The sequence below is a fragment of the Nocardia spongicola genome, from assembly GCF_047200775.1.
Classification (GTDB): Bacteria; Actinomycetota; Actinomycetes; order Mycobacteriales; family Mycobacteriaceae; genus Nocardia.
Genome location: NZ_JBJZOO010000003.1, coordinates 273,781 through 289,259, shown reverse-complemented (window position 1 = coordinate 289,259; position 15,479 = coordinate 273,781). Strand labels below are relative to the sequence as shown.

At 63.8% G+C, this 15,479-nt stretch carries 11 protein-coding genes; 10 read left to right on the top strand and 1 reads right to left on the bottom strand.

The window, feature by feature from the left end:
• The first annotated feature begins 232 nt into the window (after positions 1–232).
• The 3 genes from ACL02S_RS09180 (at position 233) to rsgA (ending at position 4,225) form a co-directional block, all read left to right on the top strand.
• Entirely contained in the window at positions 233–1,741 is a 1,509-nt protein-coding gene (locus tag ACL02S_RS09180; protein WP_412801895.1) for an aldehyde dehydrogenase family protein, read from the top strand.
• A gap of 193 nt (positions 1,742–1,934) precedes the next feature.
• The gene (gene aroA / locus ACL02S_RS09175) at positions 1,935–3,227 is read left to right on the top strand and encodes a 3-phosphoshikimate 1-carboxyvinyltransferase (RefSeq protein WP_412801894.1); all 1,293 of its coding nucleotides are present in this window, start codon (positions 1,935–1,937) and stop codon (positions 3,225–3,227) included.
• Positions 3,224–4,225, top strand: coding sequence for a ribosome small subunit-dependent GTPase A (gene rsgA, locus ACL02S_RS09170; RefSeq protein WP_412802086.1), 1,002 nt, complete (start codon positions 3,224–3,226; stop codon positions 4,223–4,225). The genes aroA and rsgA overlap by 4 nt, the downstream gene beginning before the upstream one ends.
• 100 nt (positions 4,226–4,325) lie before the next feature.
• On the opposite strand, the gene secA is transcribed toward rsgA, so the two are convergent.
• Positions 4,326–7,187: a preprotein translocase subunit SecA gene (gene secA / locus ACL02S_RS09165; RefSeq protein WP_412801893.1), complete on the bottom strand. Its 2,862-nt coding sequence runs from the start codon at positions 7,185–7,187 to the stop codon at positions 4,326–4,328.
• A 459-nt stretch (positions 7,188–7,646) separates the two neighbouring features.
• Here secA and ACL02S_RS09160 point away from each other — a divergent pair, with 459 nt between their 5' ends.
• From ACL02S_RS09160 to ACL02S_RS09130, 7 genes are all read left to right on the top strand, one after another.
• The gene (locus ACL02S_RS09160; RefSeq protein ID WP_412801892.1) at positions 7,647–9,068 is read left to right on the top strand and encodes a WS/DGAT/MGAT family O-acyltransferase; all 1,422 of its coding nucleotides are present in this window, start codon (positions 7,647–7,649) and stop codon (positions 9,066–9,068) included.
• Positions 9,061–9,657, top strand: a complete 597-nt coding sequence (locus tag ACL02S_RS09155; protein ID WP_412801891.1) for a DUF6912 family protein — start codon at positions 9,061–9,063, stop codon at positions 9,655–9,657. Before ACL02S_RS09160 ends, ACL02S_RS09155 begins: the two co-directional genes overlap by 8 nt.
• A gap of 235 nt (positions 9,658–9,892) precedes the next feature.
• Positions 9,893–11,143 carry a fatty acid desaturase family protein gene (locus ACL02S_RS09150; RefSeq protein ID WP_412801890.1) on the top strand — a complete coding sequence of 417 codons (1,251 nt, stop codon included), beginning with the start codon at positions 9,893–9,895 and terminating at the stop codon, positions 11,141–11,143.
• Between the two features lie 5 nt (positions 11,144–11,148).
• On the top strand, positions 11,149–11,271 hold the full coding sequence (locus tag ACL02S_RS09145; protein ID WP_412801889.1) for a DUF6912 family protein: 123 nt from the start codon (positions 11,149–11,151) through the stop codon (positions 11,269–11,271).
• A 132-nt stretch (positions 11,272–11,403) separates the two neighbouring features.
• Positions 11,404–12,546, top strand: a complete 1,143-nt coding sequence (locus tag ACL02S_RS09140; RefSeq protein ID WP_412801888.1) for a ferredoxin reductase — start codon at positions 11,404–11,406, stop codon at positions 12,544–12,546.
• Between the two features lie 51 nt (positions 12,547–12,597).
• Complete coding sequence (locus tag ACL02S_RS09135; RefSeq protein ID WP_412801887.1) at positions 12,598–14,115, top strand: fatty acid desaturase family protein; 1,518 nt, start codon at positions 12,598–12,600, stop codon at positions 14,113–14,115.
• Positions 14,116–14,150: 35 nt separating this feature from the next.
• Positions 14,151–15,407 carry a fatty acid desaturase family protein gene (locus ACL02S_RS09130; protein WP_412801886.1) on the top strand — a complete coding sequence of 419 codons (1,257 nt, stop codon included), beginning with the start codon at positions 14,151–14,153 and terminating at the stop codon, positions 15,405–15,407.
• Positions 15,408–15,479: the final 72 nt, after the last annotated feature.

The window sequence follows — 15,479 nt, the reverse complement described above, 5'->3', positions numbered from 1 at the left end:
GATCGTTCCACCCACTACCGACAAGTGCCGCAGACGATCACATCGCCACAGCCACTCACGCCACAGCCGGGCACGCGTAGCCCGTTGATCCACCGTAATCCGGGACAACCGATTACGCTGATGAACTATTGAGAGTTTCGGCATAGCATTTTCTCATCGGCAGGCCGGTCTCGGCGTCGTCCATACCGGCTGGCGCGGCACCGGACACCGCAGCGGCAAGAGGAGACCAACTGTGACATCCACCGACATCGGACCGGCCGACCACAACACGGCTCTCCCGTCGATCAATCCGGCGACACAAGAGGTGATCGGCACCCATGTCATCGCCGACGACACCGCGGTGGCCGCCGCGGTGGCCAAGGCCCGTGCGGCGGCCACCACATGGGGCGCACTGAGTTTCGACGAGCGACGTACACATCTGCTGCGCTGGGCGAGCACCTTGGTGCGACATTCGGACACGTTCTGCGAACTGATCCATACCGAAAACGGCAAGCCGATCGACGACGCTTATCTGGAACTGTCGCTTGCCTTGGAACACATCGCCTGGGCTGCGAAGAACGCCAAGAAGGTCCTCGGTGCGCAGAAGATCGCCCCCGGTGTGCTGATGTCGAATTTCAGCGCCAGGCTCGAATACCGACCGCTCGGCGTCGTCGGTGTGATCGGCCCGTGGAATTATCCGGTCTACACGCCCAACGGCTCTATCGCCTACGCGCTGGCCGCGGGCAACACCGTGGTATTCAAACCGAGCGAATACGGCACCAGTGTCGGCAACTACCTCGCCGAAACATTCGCCGAAGCCAATCCGGAACTCCCGGAGGGCGTATTCAGCACGGTCAACGGCTACGGCGCCACCGGTGCGGCACTGGTGCGCGCCGATGTCGACAAAATCGCCTTCACCGGCTCCACCGCCACCGGTAAGCGGATCATGGCCGCGGCCGCGGAGAAACTCACTCCCGTGCTCCTCGAATGCGGCGGGAAGGATGCGGTGATCGTCGCCGCCGATGCCGACATCACCGCTGCCGCCGATGCGGTCGCCTGGGGAGCTACCGCCAATAGCGGTCAAACCTGCGCGGGTGTCGAACGCGTTTATGTGGAACGCGCGGTCAGTGATGCGTTCGTGGCCGAGGTCGAACGGATCCTCCGCGGTATCGAGCCCGGTTCCGGTGATAAGGCTGCTTACGGCCCGATGACCATGCCGAGCCAGATCGATATCGTGCGTCACCACATCGAGAACGCACTGAAGAACGGCGGCACCGCGGTATTCGGCGGACCGGAGTCGGTCAAGGCGCCGTTCATCGAACCGGTGGTCCTGGTCGACGTGGACGAGGATTCCGAAGCGGTACGCGAGGAGACCTTCGGCCCGACCATCACCATCCGCACGGTGGACAGCGTCGAGGAGGCGGTCCGACTGTCCAACAACTCGGCCTACGGCTTGTCCTCCGCGGTGTATTCGAAGAAGAACGGCCTCGACATCGCACGCGCATTGCGTGTCGGCGCGACCTCGGTGAACTCGGTACTCGCCTTCGCCGCGATTCCAGGTCTGCCTTTCGGCGGTGTCGGCGACTCCGGCATCGGCCGCATCCACGGTGCGCCCGGATTACTCGAGTTCGCCCGCCCGCATTCGATCGCCGTGCAGCGCTTCGCCATTCCCGGCATGGCTTTGCTGAGCTATACCCGCACCGATACCACCATGAAGCTGCTGCGCGGGATCGTCTCGTTCCTGCATGGACGGCACAAATAGGAAAACGGAAAGCCACGCAACGGTTTCAGATACCCGGCAGCGTGAACGCCCGGCCCCCTCGGCCGGGCGTTCGGCGCCGGAAGCACCAGCGGACATCACGGTGACAACTCGAACACCTGGCATCGGAGGGTGACGAACACCCGGTTACGCAGGCGCTGCGGAAGCGAACACAGCTATGGGCGATGATGGATAAGTGAACTTCTGGCCAGCGCCCCATGTCGATGTCCCCGTGCACGCGACCGTGACCCTGCCCGGATCGAAATCGATCACGAACCGGGCACTCGTCCTCGCCGCTCTGGCCGACGAGCCCTCGACGATCACCGGTGCGCTCCGCAGCCGGGACACGAATCTGATGATCGCGGCACTGCGCGCCCTCGGCGCTGACATTCACGCGGAGGGCGCCACGGTGACCGTCACCCCGGCGACACTCGGCGCGGGCGCCATCGACTGTGGACTGGCAGGCACCGTTATGCGCTTCCTGCCGCCGGTCGCGGCGCTGGCATCGGGCGATGTCGCGTTCGATGGCGATGAACAGGCCAGAATCCGTCCATTGCGCACCATCCTCGACGCGCTGCGCGCACTCGGCGCCGGTATCGACGGCGACACACTGCCGTTCACCGTGCGCGGCAAGGGCGCGCTGCGCGGCGGCACAGTGACCATCGATGCGTCCGGTTCGTCACAATTCGTCTCCGGCTTACTGCTGTCGGCCGCCCGTTTCGATGAAGGACTCGTGGTCAACCACGACGGTAAAGCGCTGCCATCGATGCCGCATATCGAGATGACCGTGGAGATGCTGCGCAGCGCCGACGTGCGGGTACAGGCGCCAGCGGACAGCTTCAGGGCGCAGACGTGGACCGTCGAACCCGGACCGATCCGGGCAGTGGATTGGCGGGTCGAACCGGACCTGTCCAATGCGACCCCGTTCCTCGCCGCGGCCGCGGTCACCGGCGGCACCGTCAACATCCCGCACTGGCCTCGGCTGACCACACAGCCTGGCGATGTGATCCGGGAGATCCTGGTCCGGATGGGCGCCGAGGCACGAGTCTTCGACGGAACGCTCACCGTCCATGGCCCCGACCGGCTCGCTGGCATCGATATCGATCTGCACGATGTGGGTGAGCTGACCCCGACGGTCACGGCACTCGCCGCGCTGGCCGACTCCCCTTCGGTGCTGCGCGGTATCGGCCATCTGCGCGGCCACGAGACCGACCGGCTGGCCGCATTGTCCACCGAGATCAATCGGCTCGGCGGCAAGGTCAACGAGACCGAAGACGGCCTGGAGATCGTCCCCGTGCCCCTGCACGGCGGTCAGTGGCATTCCTATGCCGACCACCGGATGGCCACCGCGGGCGCCATTCTCGGCCTCCGGGTGCCCGGTATCGAGATCGAAGACATCGGGACCACAGCCAAAACGCTGCCGAACTTCGTCGACCTGTGGGAACGGATGCTCGATCCCACGCAGGCCGAGGAAGGAGCGGCACGCTGAAGCGGGCGGGACGCTCCGCGGGCAGCTACGACGAATCCGATGTCCGGATTCGTCCCGGGCGTAGCTCCCGTCCGCGCACCAAGACCCGGCCGCAGCACAATAATGCCGAATCCGCCATGGTGGTCTCCGTCGACCGCGGCCGCTGGGGGTGCGTGCTCGACGGAGACCAGGATCGTCGGATCGTGGCCATGCGGGCCAGGGAGCTGGGCCGCACCCCGATCGTGGTCGGTGACCGGGTCGACGTGGTCGGTGACCTGTCCGGGCAACCGGATACCCTCGCCCGCATCGTCCGGGTCACCGAACGTCGAACCGTGCTGCGCCGCACCGCCGACGACACCGACCCGTACGAGCGGATCGTGGTCGGCAACGCCGAACAGCTGTTCATCGTGGTGGCGTTGGCCGATCCGCCGCCGCGTACCGGTTTCGTCGAACGCGCCATGGTCGCCGCCTACGCCGGCGGGCTACGACCGATTCTGTGCCTGACCAAACACGATCTGGCCGCTGATTCCGAATTCGCCACCGCATTCGAAGATCTCGATCTCACGATCATCCACGGTGGCATGGACGATCCGCTCGACCCGGTGCTCGATCTACTCACCGATCACCTCACCGCATTGATCGGACATTCCGGCGTCGGCAAGTCCACCTTGGTGAATCGGCTGGTTCCCGATGCGGATCGAGCTGTCGGCGAGGTTTCCGGCGTCGGTAAGGGCAAGCACACCTCCACTCAGTCAGTCGCGCTCCCCTTACCCAGCGGCGGATGGGTCATCGATACCCCTGGCGTCCGGTCGTTCGGCTTGGCCCATATCACCCCCGACGATGTCCTCGCCGCCTTCACCGACCTCGCCGAGGCCATCGAGGACTGTCCGCGCGGCTGTACCCATCTCGGTCCTCCCTCGGACCCGGAATGCGCTCTGGACCAGCTCACCGGCAAAGAGCACCGGGTACTCGCCATCCGCCGCCTGCTCACCGCGCTCACCGCCAACGACCCCTGGTAACCGACGCGGGCGGCTTCCCGGTCAGCACACACCGAGTCGTCGACAGCAAGACGTATGCGGGCGTCAAGGGATTTCCCGGACGCCCGCATACGTCGAAGCCTCAGTGACGACGCCGGGACTTCGGTCCGCGCTTACCCTTCGCCTCCGCACGGGCTGCCTCACGCCGCTCGCGCCGGGTGGGCTGGGCGCCACCGTCGGCACCGTACTCCTGGGCGTCACTGCGCACCGCGGCGCGACCGCCCTCGTCCGGACCCGAGTAGCTGAGGCCGCGGGTACCCGCATTGTCGATGCCCTTGGCGCGCAAGGCCGCCGGGGCATGACCATTGGTGCCGGGAGCCTCCTCGGTCGGCAGTGAGCGCGCGGCGGCCATCGCGCCGACCGGGGAACGCAGACCGGAATCCACCGAAATGCCTTCCTGCTGCGGCTGCTGCACCTCGACCTGGAGATTGAACAGGAAGCCGACCGACTCCTCTTTCAAGCCATCGAGCATCGCGGTGAACATATCGAAACCCTCGCGCTGGTATTCCACCAACGGATCGCGCTGGGCCATCGCCCGCAGGCCGATGCCCTCCTTGAGGTAATCCATCTCGTAGAGGTGCTCACGCCACTTGCGGTCGAGCACGGAAAGCAGCACCTGCCGTTCCAGATTGCGCATACCGCCCTCGCCCGCGAGTCCGTCGATCTCGGTCTCACGCCGCTCGTAGGCCCGGTGCGCGTCCTCGAGGATCGCCTCCAGCAGCTCCTCACGGGTGAGTTCGCCTGCCTCACCGACCTCGGTCTCCCCGGTCAATTCCCGGTAGTCCAGGCCAACCGGGTACAGCGTCTTCAACGCCGTCCACAGTTTGTCCAGATCCCAGTCCTCCACATAGCCCTCGGCGGTGGCGCCGTCCACGTAGGCGGTGATCACATCGGCGATCATGCCCTGGACCTGGCCCTCCATATCCTCACCACGCAGAATCCGGTTGCGCTCGCCGTAGATGATGGTGCGCTGTTGGTTCATCACCTCGTCGTACTTGAGCACATTCTTACGGATCTCGAAGTTCTGCTGCTCGACCTGCGTCTGCGCACTCTTGATGGCCTTGGAAACCATCTTTGCCTCGATCGGTACATCGTCGGGCAGATTCAGCCTGGTCATGATGGCTTCCAGAGCAGCGCCGTTGAACCGGCGCATCAGCTCGTCGCCGAGTGACAGATAGAAACGGGACTCACCGGGGTCGCCCTGCCTACCGGACCGGCCACGCAGCTGATTGTCGATCCGGCGGGACTCGTGCCGCTCGGTGCCGAGCACATAGAGGCCACCCGCCGCACGCACGGCCTCGGCATCCTCCGCGGTCTGGGTCTTGACCTGGTCCAGGGTGGGCAGCCAGGCGTGTTCGTACTCCTCAGGGGTTTCGACCGGATCGAGCCCCTGTTTACGAAGCAGGATGTCGGCGATGATGTCCGGGTTGCCGCCGAGCACCACGTCGGTGCCTCGGCCCGCCATATTGGTCGCGACCGTCACCGCACCCGGCCGTCCGGCCTCCGCGATGATCTCGGCTTCCTTCTCATGGAACTTCGCGTTCAGCACACTGTGCGGGATACCTCGCTTGGTGAACTGCTTGGACAGGTACTCCGAGCGCTCCACGCTGGTGGTACCGATCAGCACCGGCTGGCCCTTCTCGTGCCGTTCGGTGACATCGTCGACCACGGCGGCGAACTTGGCCTCTTCGGTCTTGTAGATGAGATCGGATTGGTCGGCGCGGATCATCGGCTTATTGGTGGGTATGGGGACCACGCCGAGGCTGTAGATCTGGTGCAACTCGGCGGCCTCGGTCTCCGCGGTGCCGGTCATACCGGAGAGCTTGTCGTAGAGGCGGAAGTAATTCTGCAGCGTGATCGTGGCCAGAGTCTGGTTCTCCGGCTGGATCTCTACCCGCTCCTTGGCCTCGATGGCCTGGTGCATACCCTCGTTGTAGCGACGTCCGACCAGGATGCGACCGGTGAACTCGTCGACGATGATCACCTCGCCGTCGCGGACGATGTAATCCTTGTCGCGGGTATACAGCTCCTTGGCCTTGATGGCGTTGTTCAGATAGCTCACCAGGGGCGAATTGGCGGACTCGTACAGATTGTCGATACCGAGCTGGTCCTCGACGAACTCGACACCGGCCTCGTGCACACCGATGGTGCGTTTCTTGATGTCGACCTCGTAGTGCAGGTCCTTCTTCAACAGTGGCGCGATACGCGCGAACTCGGCATACCACTTCGAGGAGGCGTCGGCGGGGCCGGAGATGATCAACGGGGTGCGCGCCTCATCGATCAGGATGGAGTCGACCTCGTCGACCACGGCGAAGTTGTGCCCGCGCTGCACCAGATCGTCCAGCGAATGAGTCATGTTGTCGCGCAGGTAATCGAAGCCGAACTCGTTGTTCGTGCCGTAGGTGATGTCGGCATGGTAGGCCGCCCGCCGCTGCGCTGGGCTCATGCCGGACAGGATGACACCGACCTCGAGACCGAGGAAACGATGCACGCGCCCCATCCACTCGGCATCGCGTTTGGCCAGATAATCGTTCACCGTGACGACGTGCACACCGTCACCGCTGATCGCGTTCAGGTACGCGGGCAGCACACAGGTAAGGGTCTTGCCCTCACCGGTCTTCATCTCGGCGATATTGCCGGTGTGCAATGCGGCGCCACCCATCAGCTGCACCTTGTAGTGCTTCTGGCTGAGCACCCGCCAGGACGCCTCGCGCACGACCGCGAACGCCTCGGCCATCAACTGGCCGAGCGGATCACTCTCACCCGCTTCGACCATCTCGGCGTAACGTTCCCGGAACTCGTCGGTCTTGGCCTGCAGCTCGGCATCGGTGAGGTCCGCGTAGTCCGGCTCGAGAGCGAGAACCTGATCGGCGAAATGTGAGAGCCGCTTGACCATGCGACCCTCACCAATCCGAAGCAACCTCGACAGTGTCAGCGCAGGCACGGGTCTCGTCAGTCCTCTGGTCGGTGTGGCAAATCGTGTCATCGGCCCCTGGCCGGTGGAGCCCGTGCGATCGCGCGGAATCCACTGCACGCTTCATGGTAGTTCGGCACCCATGGTATGCGCCGATGAGCGGTAACCCACCCCGGCATGTCGGCATAGTCACCTGTTCCTCGGCCTGCCCGGGACAACCGTGCGCCACCGGCTCGACACGTCCGGCCCTGGTACGCGGCGACCGTGCATCCCGGTGCGCACTGTGATCGAATCGATGTACCGCACCCGAATGGAGAGCGGCGTGCCGTGCACACCGTCGGCACAAGGCCACGACACGAGGCTCTTCGACACACGATGACAAGAAGACAAATGCACCGAATCACCAGACACACCACAGCTGCCTCGGTAACAGTTGTTTCGGCAGCACAGTAACGGGGGACAGCGTCGGGAAAAGGAGTACCGGGCAGCGTGATCACGAGATTGACGCCACAGGACACGGCGTTCTACCGGCTCGAGTCGAGCAGCAATCCGATCCACATAGGCTCCCTCGCGATCGTCCGGAATACCGATCCCGACGACAGTGCCGGCGTGCCGATACTCGATTACGACCGGTTGGTCGATCTAGTGGAGAGCCGGCTTGCGCTGGTACCTCGATATCGCCGCAAAGTGCGCGAGATCCCACTGTCACTCGGGCGTCCGGTCTGGGTCGAAGACAGCCGCTTCGATATCACCTACCACATCCGGCGTTCGGCGCTGCCCGGACCAGGCACCGAGGAACAACTACACGATCTGATCGCCCGGCTCGCCTCCCACCCACTGGATCCGACCCGGCCGCTGTGGGAGATGTATCTGATCGAAAGGCTCTCCGACGGCCGCTGCGCGATCTTCACCAAATCGCATTCGGCGCTGGTGGATGGGGATGCCGCATTGGAGATCGGCCATGTGATCCTCGACGCGGGGCCTGCGCCACGTGAGCTGGCCGCCGATTCCTGGATCGCACCGCGCGAACCCGGCGATATCGAACTGCTGCTCGGAGCGCTGGCCCATATCGCGGCACAACCACGTAAGGCGCTGGAGGTGGCCCGCGACGCGAGCGCGGACGCGTTCGCGGTACTGGAGACGGCGAGTAAAGCGGTGGAGTCGGCGGTCTCGGCGGCGCTCGCCGTGGTGACCGGAGCGCCGCACTCCCCGCTGAACACCCCGACATCCAGGAATCGGCGCTTCACCGTTGTGCGCACCGAACTGGAGAACTACCGCACGATCCGCAAGCGCTTCGGCTGCTCGATCAATGACGCGATCCTCGCCGTGGTCACCGGTGCACTACGCAGCTGGCTGTTATCACGCGGCGAGGCACTCACCGAATCCGCGACACTCCGGGCAGTGGTGCCGATGTCGGTGTACGTCGAGGGGACCAACGGAAATCGTGCTCAGTCCGGGAGCGAGGTATCGTCGTTCCTGATCGATCTGCCGGTCGGCGAACCGAATCCGGTGATCCGGCTGTCGCATATCGCGCACGCCACCGAGTTCCACGGCCGCCAGTGGCGCGGCGTGCGCGCTCGCACCCTCGTGCACCTGGCCGGATTCGCTCCGGCGAGCCTGCATGCGATGAGCGTACGCGCGGCGAGTACGTTCGCAGAACACACATTCAACTTGGTGATCACCAACGCACCGGGTCCGCAAACGCCGATGTACATCGGCGGCGCGCGGATGCTGGAGATGTACCCGGTATCACCATTGCTGCGCAATCAGGCGTCGAGCATCGGAATCACGTCCTATGACGGACGTGTTTTCTATGGCCTCAACGCCGACCGCGACGCGATGGCAGATATCGGCGTGCTCGCCGCGGCGGTGCGCGATTCCATGGAGGAGATGCTCGGTGCCTGTGTCTGAGCAAAAGAAGTCCGATCAGAAGAAGTTACGGGTCTACATTCCGGCGACGGTGCCGATGCTGCGTGAGCTGGTCACCCACCGGGAGCTGACCGCCATCGGCGGGACCGCGTTCGCGGTGACGCCCGCATTGCGCGAGGCCTATGCCTCCGGTGACGACGAGGAACTCGGCGAAGTGGCCATGAGCGAGGCCGCCCGCGCCTCGCTACGGCTGCTCGCCGCCGAACGGGAGACGATGAGCGGATCGGAGTCCGACCCCGAACCGGAGAATCCCGACGAGGCCGCACCCGGCGCCGGTGGCGGCCCGGTCTACCGCCGTGCCGTCATCGCCGCCGATGTGACCGGTGCGACACTGCGACCCGACCTCGATGACGCGGTGGTCCGGCTGGCGGGCTCGATCAGCTACCAGCAGATCGCCTCGGTGCATGTCGATCTGGCCGATGCCGAACCGCAGGTCGCGAAGGCCGTCGATGTGGTCGATGCCGCCGATCTCGGCGACCCCGACGCCGAGTTCGTGCTCGGCGACGCCGAAGACCACCAGCTGGCCTGGTACGCGGCCCAAGAGTTGCCATTTCTGCTCGAACTGCTCTGAATCGTGAAGCACCGTTCGACGACTCGACGAACGCAGTAACTCTGGTATTGCGCGCAGAAACCGGACGAAATACGTTTTTTCGCCGCCGCTACCGAGAGGTAGGGATCACCGGTGCGGCATCGAGATGGCAATAGTATCGAGAAACAAATCTCCACCATAAAAATAATGTTAGGAAATATATCTCTACCACAAATTCCTAACTGCGGTTCTGCAATCCACAGTTAGCGTAGGATGCATGGCCATCTCGGATGTCAAGGAATACGCGCATCTCACCGAAGCCGATGTAGAGGCGCTCGGCGCGGAATTCGACGCGATACGACGAGAAACCGAGGCCTCGCGCGGCGAACGCGACGCGAAGTACATCTACAGGACCATCCGGCTACAGCGGATCCTCGAGGTCAGTGGTCGAGCGGCGCTCTTCGCAAGCCCCGTGCGTATTGCCTGGCTGATAGGCGCAGTACTGCTTGCCGCTGCCAAGATCATCGAGAACATGGAGATCGGGCACAACGTCATGCACGGGCAGTGGGACTGGATGAATGATCCGGAAATCCACTCCAGCTCCTGGGAATGGGACATCGCAGGCCTGTCCGCACACTGGAAGCGCACACACAACTACCTGCACCACAAGTACACCAATGTGCTCGGCATGGACAACGACATCGGCTACGCCGTGCTTCGGGTAACGCGCGATCAGCCCTGGAAGCCGTCCCACCTGGGCAACCCTGTCTATACCCTGCTGATACAAGTGTTCTTCGAATACGGCATAGCGATCCAGCACCTGGAACTGGAAAAAGTGCTGGAGGGCAAGTACAAGCGGGGCACACCCGAACGCGCCGAGTTGAAGCGCAAAAGTCGCGAAGCGCTCGCCAAGATATTCAAGCAAGCCCTCAAGGACTACGTGCTCTTCCCCGCGCTCACCGGTCCGGCGTTCTTCTACACGCTGACCGCCAACATCACCGCCAACCTGGTGCGCAATGTGTGGGGGAACACGGTGATCTTCTGTGGCCACTTCACCGACGGTGCGGAGAAGTTCACCGCGGACGATCTCGACGGTGAGACGCAGGGCCAGTGGTACCTACGCCAGATGCTCGGCAGTGCCAACCTCTCCGGCGGACCGATCCTGCACTTCATGACCGGCAACCTGAGTCACCATATCGAGCACCACATGTTCCCCGATCTGCCGAGCAACCGGTATGCCGAGATCTCGGTGCGGGTGCGTGAGCTGTGCGACAAGTACGATCTGCCCTACACCATCGGCAGTCTTCCCGTGCAGTACTTCAAGTCGTGGCGAACCATCCTCAAGCTGTCGCTGCCGAACAAGTGTCTACACGCCACCAGCGATGACGCGCCGGAGACCGCCTCGGAACGCAAGTTCGGCGGCAACACCAGCACCACCGTCGATCCGGTGACCGGCAGGCGCCGTGGTCTGCGTACCGCGCTTACCAAAGAGCGGCGGTGGCGGCGCGCGTGGCGCAGCGCAGCCTAAGCGTGATGGCCGATATCGATGTGGCCGCCGCGGCGATGCGCGAGTCCTATACCGTCGGTGAAGCCGAAGACCACCAACTGGCCTGGTACGCGGCACAGGAGCTGCCATTTCTGCTCGAACTGCTCTGAATCGCCCAGAACTGTGGCGCAGCCTCCATCTATACGCGTAACCTACGATGCCGTAACCTAGCTGTTCAGGCAGTATCCGCTCGGACGGACAGCTGCCCGCGTATTCGACGACCAGGGAGACCGACGGCAGCGATGAGTTTCTCCAGGCAAGGCATCCGCGCGCGGCTGGCCGCGTCCGACACGAGTACCACCGAGCGCGGCGGCGCACTGCAGCGGCTGCGCGACGCAGTGACGTGGGTGACCACACCGTTGCTGCCCGACGACTACTTACACCTGGCCAACCCGCTGTGGTCGGCGCGCGAACTGCGCGGGCGCATCGTGGAGGTACGCAAAGAGACCGCCGACTCCGCGACTCTGGTGATCCAGCCGGGCTGGGGCTTCGACTTCGAATACCAGCCCGGTCAGTACATCGGCATCGGCGTCCTGGTCAACGGCCGCTGGCACTGGCGCTCGTACTCGCTGACCTGTCCGCCGGACTGGTCGACGCCGGAGCACGGCGGCAAGCGGCTGATCTCCATCGCGGTGAAAGCCATGCCGGAAGGCTTCCTGTCCAGCCATCTGGTCAGCGGCATCCCGGTCGGCACCATCATCCGGCTCGCCGCACCGCGGGGCGGATTCGTACTGCCGAACCCACTGCCGGAGAAAGTGCTCTTCCTCACCGCGGGTAGCGGTATCACCCCGGTGATGTCGATGCTGCGCGCGCTGGATCGCCGTGACCTGTTCACCGATGTGGTGCACCTGCACTCGGCCAGGACCGCCGATGACGTGATGTTCGGCACAGAGCTACGCGCACTGCACGATCGCCATCCAGGGTTTCGCACGCGACTGCATCTCACTGCGGAACGCGGCAAATTCGCCCTCACCGATCTCGACACCGAGATACCCGATTGGCGTATGCGGCACACCTGGGCCTGTGGTCCCGCGGCGTTGCTCGATGAGGTCGAGAGCCACTGGCATTCGGCAGGCTCCGCGGACGAACTGCACGTCGAGCGTTTCGAGATCGAGCGCTCCGCACCAGGTCAGGGCGGTACAGTAACCTTCGCCAAGACTGGACGTACCGCCGCCGTCGATGGCGCGACCAGCCTCTTGGAGGCGGGCGAGTCCGTCGGCGTGCAGATGCCGTTCGGCTGCCGCATGGGCATCTGTCAGACCTGTGTCGTCACTGTGCGTTCCGGCCAGGTGCGAGATCTGCGCAATGGCGACGAACATCGCGAAGGCGACAAAGCACAGACCTGCATCTCGGCGGCCGCGGGAGACTGCACGCTGGACGTTTGATCCACCAGGTACCCTCGATCCGGATCACGATCGAGCAGGGAAAGGATCCCGGTGGCCATCACCGATATCAAGACGTTCGCCCATCTGACGGCGGCCGACATCGAAACACTGGGGCAAGAGCTCGATTCCATCCGACGCTCGGTGGAATCGTCTCGCGGCGAACACGACGCGAAGTACATCCGGCGCACGATCGCGGCACAACGTGGCCTGGAGGCAGCGGGCCGCGCCGTGCTGTTCGGTAGTCGCAACCGATGGGCCTGGCTGACCGGCACCGCACTGCTGTCGGTCGCCAAGATCATCGAGAACATGGAACTCGGGCACAACATCAGCCACGGGCAGTGGGACTGGATGAACGATCCGGAGATCCACTCCAGCTCCTGGGAATGGGATATGACGGGTTCCTCGTTGCAGTGGCGCCGCGCGCACAACTACTCCCACCACACCTATACCAATGTCTTGGGCAAGGACGAGGACCTCGGCTTCGGCATCCTGCGGATGACCAGGGACGAACAGTGGCAGCCGATCCACCTGATACAGCCGCTGGCGAATCTGCTCCTGGCCGCCACTTTCGAGTGGGGTATCGCACTGCACGACTGGGGCATCGATAAACAACTGTCGAATACGCCGCGCTGGCAGCTCGGCTCGGCGCCGAACAAAGAGTTCGGGCGCAAGATCTTCCGCCAGGTGGTCAAGGACTACCTGGTCCATCCCGCACTCACCGGACCGGCGTTCAAGCAGACACTGAAGGCGAACGCCACGGCCAATCTGATACGCAACCTGTGGGCGTACGCGGTGATCTTCTGCGGTCACTTCCCCGATGGTGCGGAAAAGTTCACCATCGAACAACTGGACGACGAGACCCCCGGCGAGTGGTACCTGCGCCAGATGCTCGGCAGCGCCAACTTCGAGGCAGGCCCCGCCATGGCGTTCATGAGCGGCAATCTCTGCTACCAGATAGAACATCATCTGTTCCCCGATCTGCCCAGCAACCGGTACCCGGAGATCGCGGCGCAGGTGCGCGCCCTATGCGATAAGTACGATCTGCCCTATACCACCGGCTCCTTGGGCAAGCAGTATCTGCTCGCCTTCCGCACTATTCACAAGCTGGCGCTTCCGGACCGCTTCCTTACCGCGACCGCCGACAACGCACCGGAGACCTCTTCGGAACACAAGTTCGCGGGCATCACGCTGCCGTCGTTGAGCGGTGTAACGCTTCCCGGTGTGGAGTCGACGCACTGGTTGCGCGTCGATCCGGAGACCGGCGAGCGGCGCGGTCTGCGTTGGGCGCTGCACGAGGCCAAAGTCGTACTCAAGGAGAAAGCGCGACAGGAGAAGGAAGCCCTGCGCGAGGCGAAGGCGGCGCTGAAGGAGAAAGCGAAGCACGAACGACAGCTGCTGCGCTCGGCCAAGCGCACACTGCAGGAAAAAGCCCGCCAGGAACAGGCGATCTTGCGGGAAAAGGCCAAGCGGGACAAACCACACCGCCTCCGCCGAGGTGGTGGGATTTTATCGAATAGATACCCGAATAACAATACGGCGATCGACACATATCCGCACCCGAGTTCTTAACCTACGGTTGCGTAACCTACGCTAATGTAACCGGCATGGCGATCTCGGATGTCAAGGAATACGCGCATCTCACCGAAGCCGATGTAGAGGCACTCGGCGCGGAATTCGACGCGATACGACGAGAAATCGAAGCCTCGCGCGGCGAGCGCGACGCGAAGTACATCCGCAATGTCATCCGGCTACAACGCGTCCTCGAGATCAGTGGCAGAGCGGTGCTCTTCGCCAGTCCGGTGCGTGCCGCCTGGCTAGCAGGTGTCGCCCTGCTCGGCACCTCCAAGATCATCGAGAATATGGAGATCGGGCACAACGTCATGCACGGGCAGTGGGACTGGATGAACGATCCGGAGATCCACTCCAGCTCCTGGGAATGGGACAACACCGGCACGGCCAAACACTGGAAGCACACACACAACTACCTGCACCACAAGTACACCAATGTGCTCGGCATGGACGACGATATCGGCTACGGCCTGCTGCGGGTGACCCGCGACCAGCGCTGGCGGCCGTTCAACCTGGGCAACCCGGTCTACAACCTGCTGCTGCAGCTGTTCTTCGAGTACGGTGTGGCGATCCAGCATCTGGAACTGGGCAAATTAGCGGCGGGCAGATATAAGCCCGGCACTGCCGAACGCGCCGAGTTCGAGCGTAAGCGTGACGAGGCCCTGGCCAAGATGCGCAAGCAGATTCTCAAGGATTACGTGCTCTACCCCGCGCTCACCGGTCCGGCGTTCAAGCACACACTGACCGCCGATCTGGCCGCCAATATGCTCCGCAACGTGTGGTCGAATATGGTCATCTTCTGCGGCCACTTCCCCGACGGCGCGGAGAAATTCACCAAAGCCGATATCGACAACGAGACGCGAAGCCAGTGGTACCTGCGCCAGATGCTCGGCAGCGCCAATATCTCCGGTGGCCCGGTCACCCACTTCATGACCGGCAACCTGAGCCATCAGATCGAGCACCATCTGTTCCCCGATCTGCCGAGTAACCGGTACGCCGATATCGCGGTACGGGTGCGCGAACTGTCCGATAAGTACGACCTGCCCTATACCACCGGCTCGCTCCCGGTGCAGTACTTCAAGGCATGGCGGACCATCCTCAAGCTGGCGCTTCCGAACAAGTACTTGCGCGACACCACCGATGACGCTCCGGAAACTGCCTCCGAACGCAAATTCGGCGGCCGGACCGGCACCATCATCGATCCGACGACCGGCAAGCGCCGTGGTTTGCGTACTGCGCTCGCACAAGGGCGTCGACGCTTCACCAGGCTCGGGGCCGCCACCAGGCGCTGAACATCGTCGGCCGTAGCGCACACCACCCTCGGTTCGGATGCCCGTGTCCGAACCGAGGGTGGATGCGCGACG